The sequence below is a fragment of the uncultured Sulfitobacter sp. genome, assembly GCF_947497275.1.
GTDB lineage: Bacteria > Pseudomonadota > Alphaproteobacteria > Rhodobacterales > Rhodobacteraceae > Sulfitobacter.
Genome location: NZ_CANMFS010000008.1, coordinates 123,005 through 142,428 on the forward strand (window position 1 = coordinate 123,005; position 19,424 = coordinate 142,428).

The 19,424-nt window shown below is 62.2% G+C and carries 14 protein-coding genes and 1 tRNA gene; 4 read left to right on the top strand and 11 right to left on the bottom strand.

Annotated features, from left to right (window positions below; all coding sequences use genetic code 11):
• Positions 1 to 201 precede the first annotated feature (201 nt).
• Positions 202 to 1,248 carry a tRNA 2-selenouridine(34) synthase MnmH gene (gene mnmH / locus Q1A06_RS16245; protein WP_299566031.1) on the top strand — a complete coding sequence of 349 codons (1,047 nt, stop codon included), beginning with the start codon at positions 202 to 204 and terminating at the stop codon, positions 1,246 to 1,248.
• Here mnmH and selD read toward each other — a convergent pair.
• The 8 genes from selD to Q1A06_RS16285 all read right to left on the bottom strand — a co-directional run bounded on the left by selD (position 1,241) and on the right by Q1A06_RS16285 (position 11,637).
• Positions 1,241 to 3,403 (bottom strand): selenide, water dikinase SelD, encoded by a 2,163-nt coding sequence (gene selD / locus Q1A06_RS16250; protein ID WP_299566034.1) that lies wholly within the window; start codon positions 3,401 to 3,403, stop codon positions 1,241 to 1,243. The two genes, mnmH and selD, sit on opposite strands and share 8 nt — an antisense overlap.
• A 128-nt stretch (positions 3,404 to 3,531) precedes the next feature.
• Positions 3,532 to 4,053 (bottom strand): UGSC family (seleno)protein, encoded by a 522-nt coding sequence (locus tag Q1A06_RS16255; RefSeq protein WP_299566037.1) that lies wholly within the window; start codon positions 4,051 to 4,053, stop codon positions 3,532 to 3,534.
• A gap of 24 nt (positions 4,054 to 4,077) precedes the next feature.
• Positions 4,078 to 5,667 carry a TlpA disulfide reductase family protein gene (locus Q1A06_RS16260; protein WP_299566040.1) on the bottom strand — a complete coding sequence of 530 codons (1,590 nt, stop codon included), beginning with the start codon at positions 5,665 to 5,667 and terminating at the stop codon, positions 4,078 to 4,080.
• A gap of 67 nt (positions 5,668 to 5,734) precedes the next feature.
• Positions 5,735 to 5,829, bottom strand: a tRNA-Sec gene (locus tag Q1A06_RS16265).
• 43 nt (positions 5,830 to 5,872) lie between these two features.
• The gene (locus tag Q1A06_RS16270) at positions 5,873 to 7,753 is read right to left on the bottom strand and encodes a selenocysteine-specific translation elongation factor (protein WP_299566043.1); all 1,881 of its coding nucleotides are present in this window, start codon (positions 7,751 to 7,753) and stop codon (positions 5,873 to 5,875) included.
• Positions 7,753 to 9,141, bottom strand: a complete 1,389-nt coding sequence (selA, locus tag Q1A06_RS16275) for an L-seryl-tRNA(Sec) selenium transferase (RefSeq protein ID WP_299566046.1) — start codon at positions 9,139 to 9,141, stop codon at positions 7,753 to 7,755. Before selA ends, Q1A06_RS16270 begins: the two co-directional genes overlap by 1 nt.
• 137 nt (positions 9,142 to 9,278) lie before the next feature.
• Positions 9,279 to 11,114, bottom strand: a complete 1,836-nt coding sequence (locus Q1A06_RS16280) for a GMC family oxidoreductase N-terminal domain-containing protein (RefSeq protein ID WP_299566050.1) — start codon at positions 11,112 to 11,114, stop codon at positions 9,279 to 9,281.
• A gap of 283 nt (positions 11,115 to 11,397) precedes the next feature.
• The gene (locus Q1A06_RS16285) at positions 11,398 to 11,637 is read right to left on the bottom strand and encodes a hypothetical protein (protein ID WP_299566053.1); all 240 of its coding nucleotides are present in this window, start codon (positions 11,635 to 11,637) and stop codon (positions 11,398 to 11,400) included.
• Between the two features lie 220 nt (positions 11,638 to 11,857).
• On the opposite strand from Q1A06_RS16285, the gene Q1A06_RS16290 reads away from it, so the two are divergent.
• The gene (locus Q1A06_RS16290) at positions 11,858 to 12,655 is read left to right on the top strand and encodes an SDR family NAD(P)-dependent oxidoreductase (protein WP_299566056.1); all 798 of its coding nucleotides are present in this window, start codon (positions 11,858 to 11,860) and stop codon (positions 12,653 to 12,655) included.
• A 346-nt stretch (positions 12,656 to 13,001) separates the two neighbouring features.
• A complete protein-coding gene (locus Q1A06_RS16295; RefSeq protein ID WP_299566058.1) occupies positions 13,002 to 13,184 on the top strand; it encodes a hypothetical protein in 183 nt (60 codons plus the stop codon).
• A gap of 212 nt (positions 13,185 to 13,396) precedes the next feature.
• Here Q1A06_RS16295 and Q1A06_RS16300 read toward each other — a convergent pair whose 3' ends face one another.
• Together Q1A06_RS16300 and Q1A06_RS16305 are read right to left on the bottom strand one after the other, a co-directional pair.
• Entirely contained in the window at positions 13,397 to 14,677 is a 1,281-nt protein-coding gene (locus Q1A06_RS16300) for a glutamate-5-semialdehyde dehydrogenase (RefSeq protein WP_299566061.1), read from the bottom strand.
• A gap of 47 nt (positions 14,678 to 14,724) precedes the next feature.
• On the bottom strand, positions 14,725 to 15,540 hold the full coding sequence (locus tag Q1A06_RS16305) for a pyrroline-5-carboxylate reductase (protein WP_299566064.1): 816 nt from the start codon (positions 15,538 to 15,540) through the stop codon (positions 14,725 to 14,727).
• A 236-nt stretch (positions 15,541 to 15,776) separates the two neighbouring features.
• On the opposite strand from Q1A06_RS16305, the gene proB reads away from it, so the two are divergent.
• Positions 15,777 to 16,937, top strand: a complete 1,161-nt coding sequence (gene proB / locus Q1A06_RS16310) for a glutamate 5-kinase (protein ID WP_299566067.1) — start codon at positions 15,777 to 15,779, stop codon at positions 16,935 to 16,937.
• Positions 16,938 to 17,456: 519 nt separating this feature from the next.
• Here proB and Q1A06_RS16315 read toward each other — a convergent pair.
• On the bottom strand, positions 17,457 to 18,731 hold the full coding sequence (locus Q1A06_RS16315; protein ID WP_299566069.1) for a calcium-binding protein: 1,275 nt from the start codon (positions 18,729 to 18,731) through the stop codon (positions 17,457 to 17,459).
• Positions 18,732 to 19,424: the final 693 nt, after the last annotated feature.

Here is a 19,424-nt window from a genome sequence, read left to right on the forward strand (position 1 = left end):
CACGCGCGCTCAGTTCCCATATTCAGTGCGTTTCACCAGAGCGAACGGTACAGATCGGTCGCTGTGGCGGATACGGCCCCCGGCCTGCCGGGTGATAGATACGCACCGGCCGCAGGCGCGGGCGCCGCTCGCTGTGCTTTGTGCTAGACCTCGCGGGTGCGATGAATAAAACAAGGTATTCCCGTCGCCCGGAGGCTGTCGATGATTCCGCATTCCCTCTCGTCCCTGTCGTCCATTGCCGCAATCGGCGCGGACATGATCATCGACGTGCGCGCACCTTCGGAATTCGAGCACGATCATGTGCCAGGGGCGGTCAACCTGCCTGTCCTGTCAGACCGTGAACGGGACGAAGTCGGCACGGTCTATACCCAGCAAAGTCCTTTTCTGGCGCGCAAGATCGGGGCCGCGCTGGTTGCAGCCAACGCCGCGCGCCATCTGCAGGGACCGTTGGCGCAGATGCCCGGAGATTGGCAACCGCTGCTGTATTGCTGGCGCGGGGGCCAACGGTCGGGTGCATTCGCCACGATTCTCGATCAGATCGGATGGCGCGTACACCTCATCGAGGGGGGCTATCGCAGCTATCGCCGACAGGTCAGCGCGCTGCTGTACGATACGCCGCTTCCGCACCGGGTTCGGCTGGTGGACGGGGGCACGGGCACGGGGAAAACTGCGCTGCTCCACCACTTGCGGGACGCGGGCGCGCAGACTCTCGATCTCGAGGGGCTGGCGCAGCACCGCGGTTCGCTCTTTGGTGGTCTGGATGCGCCGCAGCCCTCGCAGAAACTGTTTGAATCCCGGCTGGCCGCGGCCCTTGACGCGCTCGACGCCACCAAAGTGACCTGGGTCGAAGGCGAAAGCAGCAAGATCGGTGCGCGGATGATCCCGCCGTCGTTATGGGCGCTTATGCGGGCGGCACCGCGCATCGAACTGGCAGCACCGCTGCCCGCGCGTGCCGCGTTCCTCGCCACCGCCTATGCCGATCTCACCGAAAACCGCGAGACGCTGGGACAGCGGATCGATCAGCTGCGCCCCTATCACGCCGCCGAGCGGATTGCCCGCTGGCATGGGCTGGCCTCGGCGGGCGATTGGCAGATGCTGGCGCAGGAGTTGATGGCCGAGCACTATGATCCGCGCTATGCCAAACCGCAGGCGCGGGTAGAACAGTGCTCTGACCCTGTCGCGCTCGATGCTCTGGATACGCAGACGTTGGCACGAACGGCAACGGACCTGATCGCGCGGTTCAACTGACGCGGATCGGACCGGTCCCCGCGTCGAGCTGCCCGATGATCCAGCCGGTGCAGCCCTGCGCGCGCAGCGCCTCGATTGCCGTTTCAGCGGCATCCGGGGGCAGGGCTGCCAGCAATCCACCCGCTGTCTGGGGATCGTGCAGGAGCGGATCCGCAATGCCCGTCGTCGGGGCATCCGCAACATTTGCGGCCAGCAAAGACGACGCGACGCCCCTATCGGACAGCGCGCGCGCCCCGGGATAAAAAGGTACGCGGTCGCGCCAGATCTCTGCCTGCAGCGTCGATGCAGTGCACATAGCCTGAATATGTCCGGCAAGGCCGAAACCGGTCGTGTCGGTCATCGCATGCGCGTTCTCGAGCACCCGCGCCGCGACGTCTTGCGGTTGTTGCATGATCGAGAGCGTATCCGCGACGACACGTGCAGGTGCCGTGCCCGCCATATGCGCGGCCAATACCACGCCGGAACCAATGGGCCGTGTCAGCACCAGAACGTCCCCCGCGCGGGCACCCGAGACGGTAATCGGCATTTCCGCGCGCGTACCGGTCACGGTAAAGCCGATGGTCAGTTCCGCGCCCATCGTCGTATGACCGCCCACCACCGAAGCACCGGCCTGTTGAAACACCGAACGTGCGGTATCGTTTATCTCCCGCAAGGTGCGTTCCTGAAGGGCGGGGGACATTCGTGGCAACACGATGCTCGACAGTGCCGCCTGCGGGGTGGCGCCCATCGCCCAGATGTCGCCCAATGCATGGACTGCGGCGATCCGCGCCATCTGTACGGGATCTTCGATAAAAGCGCGCAGGTGATCGGTGCTCAGTACCTGAAACCCGCCGCCCGGAAAACGCAGGATCGCGGCGTCGTCACCCGGACCGCTCACGATATCGGGGTTCAGCGTGCCTTCAGGGTGAACAAGTCCGCTTTTCAAAACGCCGCCGCCCACCTTTGCGCCGCAGCCACCGCACAGCGGTACCGTCTGGTTCCCGTCGCGTACGCCCTCCACAACCACATCCGGCAGCGCCGGTGGGCGCATCACCGGCAGGGTGTCGAGCTTGTCCATGAAGGTGCGGTCAATCCGATCCTTCCAGCGCCACAGCAGCGGCCCTGCCGGTGCAAAGCCCCATTTCTCTGCAAGGGCGGATTTTCCGCCGAGCGAAATTAGCTTGAGATAGGATTTCTGTGGCCGGAACGGCTTTAGCTTTGTGCTGGTCAGGACCGCGCGCAGGTTGTGATGCAGCACAGGTGCCGCGCGCACAGCGAACACGCCGGCCTTGGGGCGCGGCGCGAACGGCATATGCGCGCAGTCGCCTACGGCAAACAGGTGTGCGTCGCCGCTAACGCGTAAATCGGGGTCGATCACAATGAAACCGTCGTGTTGCGGCAGGTCCGTCCGCGCGATCCACCCGTGCGGAAAGGCTCCCGCCGCACCGACGCAAAGATCGGCCTTCACGGCGGGGTGATCGGCGAGGATGACTTCACCCTGCGCGATGCGCGTGACCTTTGCGTTGGCTTCGAACCGGACGCCGAGATCGCGCATCGCGGCGTGCAGCCTAGCACGCGCCCGCGCGCCGACGCCCGAGATGTCCGCGCCTGCCTCGATGACGGTCACTTGCGGGGCGGCACCGCGTTCGCGCAGCGCAAAGGCCATCGCCATCGCCAGTTCACAGCCCGCGACGCCGCCGCCGATCACCGCAATTGTCGGCGTTTGATGCGGTTGGGCGCGATCCAGAAAATCGCGCCACGCCCGCGCATAGATATCCAGCGGCTTGGCACCCACTGCATGTGCGTCGAATCCGGGGATATCCATCCGCGCGGTGATCCCGATGTCGATCGAGGCGACATCATAGGCGACCGGCGGGCGTCCTTCGACATGGATCAGCTTGGCGTCGCGGTCTATCGCGGTAGCGTGCGCGAGGATCAGCCGCGCGCCGGCGAAACGGGCCAGACGCATCAGATCGATTTCGAGTGTATCCCGGCTGTAATGGCCCGCGACATGGCCGGGCAACATTCCGGTATAGGGTGCGGTCGGTCCGGGGTTGATCACGGTCAGCCGCGCGCCAGGCAGCGAGTTCATCCCCCATTTGCGCAGGACCAGCGCGTGCGCGTGGCCGCCACCGACAAAAACAAGATCGCGGGTAAGGGGAACGGCGTTCAGCATAAGGCGTCAGGGGGCAAACATGTCATGGGGCTTTAGTGCCCGCTGGGCCGGTGAATGTCCAAAGGCGATTGCGCATATTTGCGCGCGCGTCCCCAGCCCGCGCGAAACGGGTTGGGGATTGTCAGGCGTCAGCCTTCTGTCAAGGCCGCGATGATCGCGTCAAGCGCCTGCGTGGCCTTGGCCCTCATTTCATCATCGGTCGCATCCTGGATCGGATGCGGCACGAGCACATAGCGCGCGTCGTTCATGCCAAGCGCACGCCTTTGATGTTCAGCGGCTTGCGCGAACTCGCTCGATGCGATTGCGACTGCGGGGATCCCCTGGATTTCAAACCAGACATTGTCGTGCATACTGCACGTCGTGCAGGATCCTCAGTCGGCCAGCGCCTCGATCACCATGTCGCATTCGTCGCGGATTTCGTGCCGCAGCGCGTCGGGACAGGGTTTGGCGAACGTCGGCTTGGTATAGCGGCGCACCGCCACGTCTGGCGCTCTGCTTGCCAGCAGCTTTTCGAGTTCGTCGAGCATCACATTGCCGCGTGGCTTGCTGATGTCCAGCAGACCGATGATGCCCGCCAGATTGCCGCTGCGTTCTGATATTTGACGCTCGACAGGCGATCGCTCGTCGGTCGGGTCGAGAATTGTCGTCATTGATACATCCTCCTTGTCAATATCCTAGCCGAGATCGATCTTCTTGGAAACAGAAACCGATCCGACATCCCCGGTTGCCCAACCGTGGAAGGCGGATGAAAACTTGCCTGCGTCCGAACCTGCGACGACGATGTGAATGTATTCGGGTCCCGCAAATTTCGGGACAGGTCGGGTCAGTGCCTCGGCACTCATCTGCGCGGCGGTCTCTGCCGGGATGCCCGCGCCGGAGCTGTCATCCGCCACCATCTGCGAAAGCGGCCGCGACGTGACCTGCTGGATCCGGTCGCGCAACCGTTCCTTGGAGTAGCCGCCCTCGCGTGTCAGCGTGTCGATGTGTTCGGGGCACACGACCAGCAGGGCGTCAATCGGCAGGTCGTGCAGCTTGGGCAGGAACACTCCTTCGAGGCCAAGCCCGAGCGAACCCGCGATCTGGTCCGGCGCGCGCGACGTCTGGTCGACGATATGCACCGGACCGCCCGTCATCGCGAAGACCGTGACCACGGAATCCTCCGGCGCAAAGCCACGCTCGACGTGCAGCGCGGGCCAGGGCGAGCGTTCTTCCCATTCTGCGAAACACATCGTGTATTTCATCGGATTGCCCAGGGTCGAGCGTTCGACCCCGCCCGTGGTGGCGCCGCCCACGTTGCGCACCACCAGCCGCAGCGCGCGCCCGATGGTGGCGTTGGCGCGGTTGCCCGCGCCGAGGGCTGCAAGCTTCATGTTCATGCCGATCTTTTCACGAATCGGCCCGTTGATCACCATGACCGGGGCCGCACCCATCGTCGTCGCGGTGACGCCGTGGATGTTGAACGCGTCAGTGCACACCGCCTCGACCGCCGCGATGATGACGGGCATGTATTCGGGTTTGCACCCAGCCATGACCGCGTTGATCGCGATCTTTTCGACTGTCGCCTCACCCATGTTGGGCGGTACCGTGGCGACCACGTCCTGCGCTGCGCGGTGGGTGCCTGCCAGCATCCGCAGCACCCGCTCTGGCGTGGGCGGTACCAGAGGCAGACCGTCGGAAAATCCCTGATCGAACATGAATTCGGCCACGTCGTCGCCACTGGCGACCTCGATGCGACGCGCGCGGATCGGGCTTCCGTCTGCTTCGGCGCGCAGCTTGTCGAATACCTGCGGGTCGAGGTGTTTCGAGCCACAGCCGGGCCGCCAGGCAGGCAGGCTCACCCAGTCGATCTGTGCGGCGGGCACCGCGTGACGGGTGCTCATGTCTTGGGACAGCGCCTCCCAATCGGTGCGTATGAAACCTTCGAATTGCGTTCGCACCTGACCGTCGGCATCCAACATGAACACGGAAGGTACGCTTTCGATATCCCAGTCAAAGGCCGTCTTGCACGAGGTGTCGTCGAGGACTGGCATCGACAGGTTGTGCCGCTCCGCGAAATCGGCGTTTGCCGCACCGGATTGCGCAACAAGCAGCACATCCACCGCGTTGCCGTAGGCCTTGTGCATCGCTTCAAGAACCGGTGCGGCGGTGTTGCAGGTCTCGCAGTCGTCCTTGACGAAACAGACCAGCGCGGGCCGGTCCTGCGGTATGCCGTGCGGCTCTCCGGTCAGATCGTTCAGCGTGAAGTGTGGTTTTCCAGTGTCCATGCCTGACCTCCCGATTAAGCAAAGCCATAGTGCGGGAGATTGCGCTGGAATGTCCAGCCTGCGCCAGTGGCGGAGGTGGATGGGAATCGAACCCACCACGCGCCGTATGAACGCGTCCATGGTTTTGAAGACCAGGGAAGCCACCAGACTCCAGTCACCTCCGCACTCTGCGACACTAGCAACGCGCCGCGGGCGGGGAAACCGGTTAAGCGACGCTGAGGTGCCGGGTATCGCCCTCGCGAATGGTCACGCGGGTCTTGTCGAAATGCTCCAGCAGCGGCACGACAATCCGGCGGGTGGTGCCGAGGACAGTGCGCGCCTGCGATGTCGTAAAGGGTGTCGGCGGTGGAAAGGCTGCGCGCAGCGCCACCGCCGCGGTGGACAGGGCATCGACGTGCAGTATCACGGTTTGCTTCAACGCGACATTGCGCAGGGCCACCAGCTTTCCGGTATCGACGAGCAGATCGACAAGCGCCGCATCGCCGTGATCCGGATCCGCTTTGCCGCCACCCGGCGCCGAGAGGCCTGCATCGCGGTGCGTGGCGTCGATACCGTCCATTCTGGATTTCTGTGCCGAACTCAGAAGCGCGACGGGGTCATGAGCCGTAAGCGCCAGTCCAGCACCCCGGACGCAGAGCGTACCGGTGTCGGTGAGGTGCGTGAGAACATATGCAAGCAGCGCCGGTGCCATTTTCAGACCGCTGAGAACACCGTGCGGGGCCATTGAGCGTAATGGGTGGGCGACGTGGTATGCGGCCAGTGTGTCCAGAACAGCCGCCTTTGCGGCTTCGATGCGCGCACGCGGCGTCATTCGGTCGGGTTCGAGCCATTCGAACGTGTCTTGCAGGGCGCTGTGCGCGGCATTTTCGGTGATCCGAGCGAGCCGCGCTGCATGTGAAACCCGCAGCGTGCTGTCACCAGCAGCACTCAGAGCCTGCGCGATGGACGTGATCTCGCCCCCCTCGACGGCGTAGAGCAACGCGCTGCGCTGCCGGTCGCCAGAGCGAGCGGGCGTGGCGGACGGATCGAGGAAGATCGCACCGGCGATGGTTTCGGGGGGCGACAACCGGCGCAGAACTGCGCGCTGGCCGGCAAAACCGGTTACCGGTTGTTTGAAGCGAAGCTGTGCGAATGCGCTTTGTCCCGCCGCCAGTCGTCCGCCACCGAAAAGACGCACATTCGCGACCGCGTTGGTCGTACCGAAGGAAACGCGCAGCTCATCCATGTGTTTGATCGCCGTCGTTGCGCAGGAAAGAAGGGTCAGCCGAACGTCGACGCAGGTGCTCGGTGCAGCGGTGCCGCCAGCGCACAGGACATTCCCGCGCGCTACGTCCGCGATAGCGATGCCGCGCAGGTTAACCGCGACACGTTCCCCTGCAAGAGCCGTTTCGCGTGCGGTCCCCCGGCTTTCGAGACCCCGGATGGTCACGGCGCACCCTTGCGGATGCAAGACGACCGCGTCGTCGACGACCAAATCTGCACCCAACAGCGTGCCGGTCACGATCGTACCCCGTCCGGGCAGCGAAAAGACACGGTCGAGCGGCAGGAAGCTATTGGTTGGTGCCGCCTGTAGGGGCCCCTTTGCCAAGAAGGCACCGAGGGCACCATGCAGATTATTTAGCCCCGCACCGGTAATCGCTGAGCACAAGACAACCGGTGCATCCGCAAAGGGGCCACCCGAGAGGCCCGCGCGGATTTCATGTACGCGGGCGTCGTGATCCTGCGGCGCAATCAGATCTGATTTGGTGACCGCAATGACTGCGCTGGAGATGCCGAGTAACCCGGCAATCGACAGGTGCTCGCGGGTCTGCGCGCAGATGCCTTCAGTGGCCGAGATCACCACCAGCGCGCCGCGCGCACCCGTCGCGCCGCTGATCATTGCCTGAATAAAATCTTCGTGGCCCGGCGCGTCTATCAGATCGAGCATACCGTCCTCGTAGGCACGGTGCGCATAGCCCGCAGCGATGGAAAGCCCGCGCGCCTTTTCTTCGGGCAGGCGGTCCGTCTCGATCCCCGACAGGGCGCGGACGAGTGCGGTCTTGCCGTGATCGACATGCCCGATGACAACGACGCAACAAGAAGTCATCAGCGTGGCATCCGGGCCATCGCGTCCGCAATCATCGGCACCTCATCATCGCGCACGGTGCGCATGTCCAGCAGCACATGCGCGCGTTCGATGCGTCCGATGACAGGCGTGGCACTGTGTCGAAACGCCGCCGCCAGTGCGTCCGACGACAGGCCCGTTACGCTGATCTTCACCGCAAAGCTCTTGAGATCCTGCTGCGGCAAGGATCCTCCACCCACATAGGCCGCAGTTTCGACAACGGTGATGTCGTCCAGCCCGTGCGTCTTGATTGCGTCCGCAAGACGGCGCGCGCGTAGTTCGACCGTTTCCGGCGGCGCGCTCAACATCTTCAGAACCGGTATCTCCTGCATCGGGTCGAAGGGCGGACGATAGAGGCGCAACGTCGCCTCCAGTGCCGCAAGCGACAGCTTGTCCACCCGCAGCGCGCGCATCAATGGGTGCGACTTGAGTTGTGCTACGATGTCGCGCCGACCGGCGATGATCCCGGCTTGCGGTCCACCCAGAAGCTTGTCTCCCGAAAACATTACCAGATCGACACCGGCCTTGAGAATATCCGCGACGACCGGTTCGTCCACCAGCCCGTGAGGGGCCAGATCGATCAACACCCCGCTGCCCAGATCCTCGATCAGGATCACGTCGCGTTCTTTGGCAAGCCGTGCCAGATCGGTGCGCGCGGGGGATGCGGTGAATCCGACGATCTTGAAATTGCTGGTGTGGCTCTTAAGCAAAACGGCAGTCGTGTCGTCGATGGCATCCGCGTAATCGCCGATCCGGGTCTTGTTCGTCGCACCAACCTCGCGCAGGACCGCGCCGCTTTGGGCGATCACGTCGGGCAGGCGGAACGACCCCCCGATCTCGATCAATTCGCCGCGCGAGGCGACGACAGTGCGCCCCGTAGCGGTCGACATCAGGCTGAGCAGGACGGCGGCGGCGCAATTGTTGACAACGACGGCCGCCTGCGCACCCGTCAACTCGCAGATCAGATTTTCGACATGGGCGTGGCGCGACCCGCGTTTGCCGGTTTCCAGATTATACTCAAGGTTTGTGGCATCCGCTCCGGCCATCTGCATCGCACGCACCGCCTGCGGGGCCAGCCGCGCCCGCCCCAGATTGGTGTGGATGATGATCCCGGTCGCGTTGATCACACCGCGCAGCGAGGGCGTTCGCGCGGCCTCGATCGCGTCTGCAACGCTTTGCGCAAAAGCCGCGCCCGCGAATTCGGGAAGCGATGTGGACGCATCGGCCAGCAGATCCGTACGCAGCGCGCCGACGGTGATCCGCAGTGCCGCGACGGTCTCGGCATGGCTGTAAAACTCAGCCAGACGCGCAATCGTCGGGCGATCCAGAAGCGACTGGATCTGCGGCAGGTCTTTTAGGCTTCCGGCCATTGCAACTCCGTCAACTGGTGATACTCGCGCAACGGCGCCGCATCGCAAAATATGCGCAATTGCGCCGTCGCTTAGATTAACGCCAAGCGGCAGGCGCGTCGAGATGCGCCTGCCTTTGTCGTCCAGTCCCGGTGATCTCAGGCAGCGTCGCTGCGCTGCAAGGCATATTCCGCTGAAAGGATATCGGCGGCCTTCTCTCCGATCATGATGGTCGCTGCGTTGGTGTTGCCGCTGATGATATCGGGCATCACACTTGCATCCGCCACGCGCAGGTTGCGCACGCCGCTGACACGCAGTTCCGCATCGACAACCTCGCCCATCCGGCAAGTCGAACACAGGTGGTAGACCGTTGTGGAATAATGCAGCGCCATGTTCTCCAGCAAGGCATCGCTGGGGGTTTCACCGGGTTCATAGCCGTGTTTCCTAGCCAATGCGGGCGGTACGTTCAGCGGGCCGGGTTTCGTCTCGCCGGGCCAGTTTGCCGCGATGTCGAGCGCCTTGCGCATCACTGCGACCATCACCTTTAGATCATGCGGGTCGGTGAAATAATTCATCCGAATGATCGGCGCATCGGACGGATCGGCGCTGGCCAGAACGATCTCACCCTTGCTGTGCGGCAGCACCGGGTTGGCCAGCAGGATCATGTTTTCTTGATCCGGTGCCAGCGTCTTTTCCGCATCCTCGAAGAACGTCGACAGATCTATTCGCAGGCGCTCTCCCAGGAGTCCTGCGTCATAGCCGCACGGAACGTAGGCGATTTGCGCATCGTGGCTGTGCGTGTCGCCCAATCCGGTGGAAAAGAAGGCTACGGCGTCGTAGAGCGATGAAGATACGAGGCTCTCTCCGGTTTCCATCCACTGCCCGACGCGGCGCTCTGCCTCGGCCTTCAGTCCGGCAAGTTCGGGCGACATGGACGCATCATCCGCGGGATCGGCGGGCAGGGGCCCCGCAGGAGCGCGCAACGCATCCGGTCCGGCGGATACGCCCACCTCGGCGATCGGCAACCCGATGCCGGGGGCGGGAAAGAACAGCGCGCAGTGCAGATGGTCCTTGAGGTTTTTGCCGACACCGGGCAGTGCGTGGCGGCACACGATGTCCACGGCCTCGATCTCGCGGCGCGGACCGATGCCCGACAGCATCAAAATTTGCGGCGATCCGACGGCACCGGCGCTGAGGATCACGTCGCGCGTGGCACTGATCTGCTGCAAGGTGCCTTGCGCGTCTCGGTATTCGATACCGGTGGCGGTCAGGTCTTCATCGCCGTCCGACAGCAGTACCCGCGTGACATGGGCATGGGGGATGATCGTCAGGTTTGCACGCTCTTCGGTGTCGCCCGCGAGAAACGCGCGGTAGGTGCTCGACCGCATGCCCTTGCGCGTCGTCGTCTGGAACAGCGAAGCCACGCCCGCAGGGCCGCCGCGATCACGTCCGTTGTAGTCGCCCGTGGGGATGCCCGCCGATCCGGCCGCCTTGACGAAATCGCGCGAGGCGGGGATGACCGGAGAGCGCACGGAGACACCGAGCGGGCCGCCGGTGCCGTGCGCGTCGCTGTCGACCGAGATTTCGTTGGAGGGAGCCAAATCCTCGCTCTTGATGAAGTAGGGCAGCACGTCGTCATAGCTCCAGCCGGTTGCACCTGCTTCGGCCCAGGCGTCGAAATCGCCGGGATGGCCGCGCACATACGCCATGTAATTCAGACCCGACGAGCCTCCCAGCATCTTGCCGCGCGGCACCGCCATCACGTTGTCCACAAGGCCCAGACCGGCATTACCCGGATCGGCGGTGTACATCCAGTCGACCTGCGGATCGAGTTGCAGGCTCGCCACCGCAGCGGGCATCAGTTCATGGTCCGGCGGCGGGCCACCCGCCTCGACGAGGGCGACCCGGCATCCTGGATCCTCGCTCAATCTGGCGGCGATCACGGCGCCGGCGGAACCGCCTCCGACGATGATGAAGTCATAGGTGTCTGACATGTGTTCTAGTCCTCCCAATGAAAGTCCCGCTTTTGGCGCGGGATCTTTCGATCGACATTCCGGTGCGGAACGCCTCCGCTTCGATGTTGCGTCGAGATGTGCAAGCGGATCAAGGTGTCTGATGTCGCGGCAGCACTTCGCCGCGTGAAGGCAGGGGGTCACGTTTTTGCGAGCAGATCGACACTTGGGCAGCCCCGAGCCTTGGCGCACCGTCCTGTCCGACCCAAACCCAGAACATCCCCTCCGGTTGGGAGGATCTGTCCGCCTTTCCGGGTCCGGGGTGTCAGCTTGGCAGGTTCAAAGCCCCACTGCGCGGCATCAGGTTGATGCTATCCTGCTCAGCCCCGTCGATCAGGCCTAGATGCTCTGGCCCGTAGATTCCGAAAGGCCCACCTGAAACAGCATTGAGTCCGCTCCCCGCGGTCTCGTTGGCCAACGGGGTTGCCTCGCGCAACGACAGGCCATTGTCCTGTGGATCCGATGCGTCAGCGTCGCAACCGTAACTGGCGCGATGTATCGGCACCGCCTTATTCGCCAGTGACGCATGGGCGCAACCGGGGCGATCCAATAGCTATTTCCCAGGTCCTGAACGCCGGTGCAAAAAGCCACGAAGAATTGCGTTTCTTTGTCCGGGAGCGCGACGCCACGGGCGTTGCCGAAGTCGGACCGGACGCAAATCGCCTTTGATTCAGGTGCGGGAATAGTGTGAAGGTGACGCGGATCAGCATCGAAAGGAGTCGCGGATGGATGATTTGGGAGGACGCATCGCGCTGGTGACTGGCTCGGCGACAGGGCTGGGCCGTTCGGTCGCGGTCAAGCTGGCCGAGCGTGGCGCGGATGTGATTGTCAATTACTCGCGTTCAGCCAGCGAGGCCGAAGAGACTGCCGATCTGTGCCGGACATCCGGGGCGCAGGTCGAGGTGGTTCAGGCGAACGTCGCTGACGTCGATGGATGCCGGACGCTGGCGGACGCGGCACAGCGCCGTGGCCGGTTGGATATTCTGGTCAACAACGCGGGAATCACCCGTCACGCGCGGGATCATTCAGACCTTGATGCCCTGTCGAAGGCCGATTTCATGGACACCTACGAGGTCAACGTCGTTGGCCCTTATCTGATGTTGCAGGCGACGAAACCGCTGCTTGGAGCGGCGTACAAGTCCACCGGTCGGGCAAGCACGGTTCTGAACACCTCGTCGATTGCGGGGGTCAAGGGGATCGGATCGTCGGTTGCCTACGCCGCATCGAAAGGGGCGCTTAATACGATGACGTTGTCGCTGGCGCGCGCCCTTGCCCCGGCGATCCGGGTCAACGCGATTTGCCCCGGCTTTATCGGCACGCGCTGGTTCAAGGATACAATGGCTGCGGAGGCGTTCGAGGATACGCTGCGCAGCGTCGAGGCGCTGACGCCGCTTGGCGTGGCCTCGGGCCCGGATGACATCGCCGATACGGCCTTGTTTTTTCTGTCGGATGCGGCCCGGCATGTGACGGGCGAGCTGCTGCTGGTCGACGCGGGAATGCATCTGGGTAAGGGCCGCCCCTAAAGAATGCGCGCTCTTTTGCGCTCGTCGTATGGCGACCGAATGGCGGACGCATGGAAACGCCGCGCAGGGACACCACGAGGCCGATTGCGTGAGCGAGTAGCCTTGCGTGTGAGAGCGGTCGCCCCACCCGCCCTTGGGGCGGGGAACTACGCTGCCGATCTGGCCAGCAGCTTTGGATTGCGCACCACGGGTGCCACGATTACGGATTTGTTTCCGACCGGTATCGGTGACGTGAGCAACAGAAGGAATATTGGTAAACGCTTCACAGAATGGTCACGTGAAGAAAAAAGCTGCAGCGCGATGCCGCATTGCTGGCCTTTATCGAAACGCAGAGGATCGCCGGATTTTGTCCGAGCAAGCCGGTCCCGCGAAATTTGACGTGGCATTGTCGGCCAGCCCCCGCGACAGCGCATCCGAAGCGGCACAAATGGTACACGACAGACATACCGATCTGACCGCACCGGCCGAGACAGCCGCGGTGAACGATCTGCAGAACCGGAAACACGATGCACCGGTGGCCTTGTCTTAATTCTGACCCGCGCAAATGAAGAAAGCCGGTAGACCGCATTTGGCCCGTGCGTTGCACCGGGTCTTGCGGGAAGCTGGCTGGGTGCGGTGTTTGGCAGCGCCGGAACACCGTGAGCCGACAAACCGTAAAAATCCCGAAACGCTGTCCACCGCGTCCTGCACGAGAAGATGACCAAGAGCTGCCCCATTCGGCGGCCCTTGGTCCGGTATTCTTCAGGGCCGCTGCTGCCCGTTGCCGAAGACGAGGTACTTGAAGCTGGTCAACTGCTCGGCACCCACGGGGCCACGCGCGTGCATCTTGCCCGTCGCGATCCCGATTTCCGCGCCCATCCCGAACTCGCCACCGTCGGAGAACTGCGTCGACGCGTTATGCATGACCACGGCTGAATCCACCGCTGTCATAAACTGTTTCGCCGCGTCGTGATCTTCTGCCACGATTGCGTCTGTGTGCCCCGAGGAATGCGCCTGAACGAACGCGATGCCTTCGTGCAACCCGTCCACGACTTTGACTGACATGACATTGCTGAGGTATTCGGTGTCCCAGTCCGCGTCCGATGCGGGCGTCATGTCGGGCAGGATCCGGCGGGCCTTTTCGTCGCCGCGCAGTTCGCAGTCATCCAGAGCTTCTGCAAGGCGCGGCAGTACCTGCTGCGCGATTGCCGCGTCGATCACCACACATTCCGTTGCGCCGCAAATCCCTGTGCGGCGCATCTTGGCATTCCGAACGATGCCGACCGCTTTGTCGATATCGGCACTCTGGTGGAGGTAGGTGTGGTTGTTGCCATCCAAGTGCAGCAACGTTGGTACGCGCGCTTCGCGCTGGACCAGCGATACCAGACCGCGCCCGCCGCGCGGAATGACGAGATCGACGGTGTCAATGCTGTGGAGCAGGACCTTGACCGCCTCCCGGTCGCGGGTATCGACCAGTTGCACCGCGTCCTGTGGCAGACCGGCGGCTTTCAACCCTTCGGACAGACAGGCGACAATGACGCGCGAGGAATGAAGGCTTTCCGAACCGCCGCGCAGAATAACGGCATTGCCCGATTTGATACACAAGGCCCCTGCGTCGGATCCGACATTGGGGCGCGACTCGTAGATCATGGCAATCACCCCGATCGGCACACTGACGCGGTCGATCTTCAACCCGTTGGGCCGATCGAAACTGGCAAGCGTGCGGCCAAGGGGATCGTCTTGCGCCGCAATTGCATCGAGCGCGTCGGCCATGTCCGCGACGCGGTCTTCGGTCAGCGTCAGTCGGTCGATGAAAGCGGCGTCTTTGCCGCTGTCCTTGATGCTGTCGAGATCCTGCGCATTGCCCGCCAGAACATCTGCGGCGCGCGCGCGCAGAGCCTTGGCGGCTTCGGTCAGGGCCGTATTGCGCTGTTCTGTCGAAGCCAGTGCAAGATCGCGCGCCGCTGCCTTTGCGCGTTGGCCCAAATCTTCCACGATTGTTTTGATATCTGGTGTCGCTGTATCGTTGCTCATATCGTTCATATTTGCCTCCTCAGATCTTTATGGCGGATTGATCGCCGGGGCGCATCCTATTTCAGTGTACCGGCGCGGGCATAAGCGGCCTGCAGCGTGTCCTGAAACAGAGCGTCCAACTGGCCATCCCGCATCAATTGTTCCAATCCGGCCTGCGTCGTGCCGTTTTTGCTGGTGACCGACTTGCGCAAATCCTCAAGACTGTCGTCCGACCGCCGCGCGGCCTCGACCGTGCCGGTGATCGTGTCGAACACCAGCGTCTTGGCGGTTTCGGCATCGAAACCCAGTGCCTCGGCCGCCGCGACGTAAGTGCGCATCACCTCGAAGATATAGCCCGGACCGCTGCCGCTAACGGCGGTCAGCCGGTCAATGTCATCCTCGCTGTTCACTGGAATGCAGGTGCCGGTCTGCGCGATGAGCGCGGTGACTTCTACCGTTTGTTCCTTTGTGCAGATATCGTTCGCGTAGAGCCCTGAGACGCCCATTCCGACCAGCGCCGCCATATTCGGCATCACCCGTATGATCGCCGCCGGACCGGTAGCTTTTGCGATGCTGTCGACACTGGCACCGGCAGCGATGGATACATAACACCCGCCGTCCTTCAGCGCCCGGGCATAGTCGGGAAGAACATCCGCAATCATCTGCGGCTTGATGGCGATCAGGACGATGTCGAATTCGCCTTCTGGCAAATCTGTCGCTTTTGACACATGCGCAACGCCTTCCGGCACGTCCGTGGCGGCAGGGTCGGCGACCGTGAACCGGTTGTCGCCCTTCGCTACCCACTGTCGCAGCATCGCGCCACCCATTTTGCCACAGCCTATCAGAAGTATGTTCATCATCTTCTCCATTCGTTCGGGTTCGATCCGTTGCATTCTGACGCCGCAATGCAGCATCAAGTGCTTGGATAGTATGTTTCTGTATCGCCGTTGCTGCCCTCGTCGCGCGGGCCAGCACGGTGCGTGTCCCGCAGCGACCTGTTTGCATTCCCATGTCGGGTGCGTGCTATACAGCGGCGAATCATTGAATGGGCAGTGCTACAGGGCTGCGTCTGGCGACGCAAACCGTTTGCGATTTATACTGTCGAAACAGAGAGATATTGGAGGCCATCATGCCGAAGAAGAAGAAAATTGTCGTCAAGATCGGATCAAGCCTGCTTGCCAACAGCGAAGAGCTGACGCTTCGCTACGCGTTCATGAGCGGGCTGATCAGTGATCTCGCGCAGCTTCAGAAAGAAGGTCACGACATTATTCTGACCTCGTCCGGTTCGGTCGCCTTGGGTCTTAACATGGTGGGCAAACGCCCCGAGGACGCGGGCATCATGGACAAACAGGCCGCCGCCGCCTGCGGTCAGCCGCTGTTGATGAACGCCTACCGCCAGATCGCGTCCGAGCACAACATGCACGTGGCCCAGATGCTCGTGACCGCCGAGGACATGGAAGAACGTCGCCGCTTTCTCAACATCAAGAACACGATGCTGAGACTGTTCAAAAGCGACATCATGCCGATCATCAACGAGAACGATTCCGTCGCCACCCGCGATCTGCGGGTGGGCGACAACGACCGCCTGTCCGCCAAGATCGCCCAGATGGTGGAGGCCGACGTTCTGGTCATCCTGACGAGTGTAGAAGGCCTGTATGACCGCGACCCCTCCGACGCCGACGCCAAGTTTATTTCCGAAGTCGAAGACGTCAGCGCGCATCTGGAATCGACGACTGGGATCAGTGAGTTGGGCAGCGGCGGCATGCTTACCAAGATGCAGGCCGCTAACATGGCACAGAATGCCGGCGTCGAGACGATTATCGCCTCCGGAATCATCGAGCGTCCGGTGTCGTCGGTCCTGAAAAACGAACGCCGGTTCACGCGGTGTCTCGTTACCGGCGAAACGGCGTCGCCGCTGAAGGTATGGTTGAGCAACCGCCTTCAGGTATCTGGCACGCTCGTGGTATCAGACGCGCTGGCCAATGCGATCATCGCGGGGGACTGCGGGATCAGCCGTGAGGACGTCATCTCGATCCAGGGCGACTTTACCAAAGGTGACGTTTTGCATGTCTATAACGAGCAGGGAACGGAGGTCGCACGCGGACTGACGAATTTCTCCTCTGACGAGACGATGCTGCTGGCGCGCCATCGCGACATGCCGGTCGAGGACGTAATCGGCTACAAGACCCGCAGTGATATTATCGGCGCCGAGAACATCCTTGTGCTCGAAGAAAACCACCTGCCGATCGACGCACCGGAAAAAGATCAGAAAATCGTCGTGCCGATGTAAGATCCACCGCAATTTGGCCGCTGTATGAAAGGCGCAGCCTGTCCGGGTTGCGCCTTTTGCCGTTCGCGGCACCACATCGGTCCACTCAAATAGAAGATCTTGCCGGCGATCCCGTCTTACCCATGGCCGTCGGAAAGCGTCTCGCAGTGAACGGCCTTGCCAGGGAGTTCAATGACTACAGGGCCTTTGGCAACCGAACTGAAACTGCCGCCCGTCTTGTCACTTCCCACGCGGCGGTTGGTCAGGTGGCATCATGCGTGTGAGTGTTGCAGGGTTGCGGCTTGAGGACGGCCCGTCTTAATCCTCCACATATTCAAGGTACGCTTTGCATGCGGCCGTAGGCATCTCCAAAGGAGACGGTGGGGGTTAGTTTTAACCTCTGCCCAATACCGAATCCATAGTGAAGCCCGGCGCAATGTAGTGGTCGCAGTAACGCTGCAGGGTTTTCGATGCGTCTGTCGAAACGCTGAGCCTCTCCCAACGAAGGGAGGGGCTGTACGCCCTCCTTAGTTTTTTCGCTCAGATCATATCAGTCAGGTCGTAGATTTGTGCGCCGATCTGTAGGTTGATCTCTTCCTGGTCGTCGCCGTCGACCAGCGCCCATATGATCTGGCCCGTCGGGCGGTAGACAATGAAGGCCTCGTCGACGTCAGCGGCACCGGCAGTCGGCGTGGTGGCCACGTTAACCTGGAACTGCGCGCGCGTCGCATCCGTGTTCCCGAAGACCAGCACGTCGCCCTCGGAGGCGTCGTAATCTTGGATCCAGTCGGAGCCGTGATTGAAGATGCCCAGATGATAGAAATCATCCGCGCCGCCGCCGCCGTTGACGCGGTCGTAGCCGAAGCCGCCATTGATGAAATCATCGCCGTCCGCGCCGAAAAGAACATCTCCGAGCGCCGAACCGGTAAGGACATCGTTGCCGGTGCCGCCGATGATCATGTCGCTGCCAAAGCCGCCCGCGATCGTATCGTTGCCCGCATCGCCGCGCAGTTCGTCATTGCCGTAGCCGCCGTCGATCAGGTCATTTCCGTCACCGCCGAAAATCAGATCGCGCAGATCGTCCTGTGACGTGCCGCCCCTGATGGTATCGTCTCCGGCACCACCAATCAGATTGTCCGAACCGTCGTCACCGTTCAGGGCGTCGTTGCCCGCCTCGCCATGAAGCCTGTCATCGCCGCCGCCCCCGCGAAGGACATCATCGTCCGCGCCGCCCAGCATCGTGTCATCGCCGTCGCCCGAGATCATGGTATCATTTCCCGCACCGCCTTCGGCATGGAACGAAAACCTTGATGTGCCGCCATCCAGACTGTCGTTGCCGTCATCGAGAAAAACCCGGTCAGAGCCTTCGCGCATTCCGATGAACACCAGATCGTTGCCAGCGCCACCGTGGATCTCGTCGTCGCCCTCGCTGCCCGCCAGCAGATCCCTGTCCGCCCCGCCGAAAAGAGTATCCGAGCCCAGACCGCCAATCAGCGTGTCATCGCCCGCGCGTCCGTAAATCAGATCATCCTGATCGCGACCGAAAACATGGTCGTCGCCGTCGCCTGCATCTACGACATCGTTGCCGTACAGGCCCTCGATTTCGTCATCTCCATCGCCGCCTTCCAGCGTGTCATCACCATGTCCGCCGCGCAACGTATCGTTACCCGCACCGCCGACCAGGGAATCATCGCCCCCATCGCCGAAAACTGAATCGTCCCCGCCAAGTCCCAAGATCGTATCCGCGCCCAGGGTTCCGGTCAGAACATCGGCCTCCTCAGTCCCCGTGATCACTTCGTTCAGTTCTTCCGGCATCTTCCTACCCCTGAGGTCGTTTCACCAATGCACGATTGTCGGGTTGCATAACCTAGCAAGACACCCTCTTGCGCTGAACCTGACTTGTTGCGATGACCTTCGCAAGCCTGGTCAGCCCTCGGTTCACCATCGTCAGCCGACACGCAAGCGGTTACGTACATTTATTGCGAGAAGCCTATCTGGAGAAAAAGGCGATTGATAGCAACCATAGGTTTCAGTTTCATAAAAACGGTGCGACAGGCAGGCGGATCGCGCCCGCATTTCCGTTTCAATAGATTCACCCGCCCGTGTAAGCAGACGACAGATGAGCGAACGCGAAACCATCGGATCCGGTAACCCCCTAAAAGGGGTGGTGTTCAAAAGTAGAGTTTTCTCGGCAAAATAACTGAGGAGATTTACGATGAAGAATGGACGATTTAGCGACGTGTAGTGCGAAGAGAATGTTGTCTTAAACAGGTGTTTCAATCCGGAAGAGCCGTGAAGAGGCTGGAAGAGGCCGGATGGGAGAACGTCAATGAAATATAGAGATTTGGGCCGCGATAATAGGAAAAAAAGGGAAGAGCCCCCCGCCCGAACACCCCGAAGGATGCCCGGACGGGGAAGTAGTTATGGTAGTTTCTTAGTGACAACGTAGTCAGCTAGCCATTGCCAATAGGCGTCAGCAGTGGGGAACCCTTGGGCCTGAGCGGCTAC

Excerpts from the sequence above, each read along its gene's own strand:
- mnmH (WP_299566031.1), top strand. The coding sequence starts at position 202 with ATGATTCCGCATTCCCTCTCGTCCCTGTCGTCCATTGCCGCAATCGGC.
- selD (WP_299566034.1), bottom strand. The coding sequence starts at position 3,403 with ATGCTGAACGCCGTTCCCCTTACCCGCGATCTTGTTTTTGTCGGTGGC.
- Q1A06_RS16260 (WP_299566040.1), bottom strand. The coding sequence starts at position 5,667 with ATGGACACTGGAAAACCACACTTCACGCTGAACGATCTGACCGGAGAG.
- Q1A06_RS16270 (WP_299566043.1), bottom strand. The coding sequence starts at position 7,753 with ATGACTTCTTGTTGCGTCGTTGTCATCGGGCATGTCGATCACGGCAAG.
- selA (WP_299566046.1), bottom strand. The coding sequence starts at position 9,141 with ATGGCCGGAAGCCTAAAAGACCTGCCGCAGATCCAGTCGCTTCTGGAT.
- Q1A06_RS16280 (WP_299566050.1), bottom strand. The coding sequence starts at position 11,114 with ATGTCAGACACCTATGACTTCATCATCGTCGGAGGCGGTTCCGCCGGC.
- Q1A06_RS16290 (WP_299566056.1), top strand. The coding sequence starts at position 11,858 with ATGGATGATTTGGGAGGACGCATCGCGCTGGTGACTGGCTCGGCGACA.
- Q1A06_RS16300 (WP_299566061.1), bottom strand. The coding sequence starts at position 14,677 with ATGAACGATATGAGCAACGATACAGCGACACCAGATATCAAAACAATC.
- Q1A06_RS16305 (WP_299566064.1), bottom strand. The coding sequence starts at position 15,540 with ATGCAACGGATCGAACCCGAACGAATGGAGAAGATGATGAACATACTT.
- proB (WP_299566067.1), top strand. The coding sequence starts at position 15,777 with ATGCCGAAGAAGAAGAAAATTGTCGTCAAGATCGGATCAAGCCTGCTT.
- Q1A06_RS16315 (WP_299566069.1), bottom strand. The coding sequence starts at position 18,731 with ATGCCGGAAGAACTGAACGAAGTGATCACGGGGACTGAGGAGGCCGAT.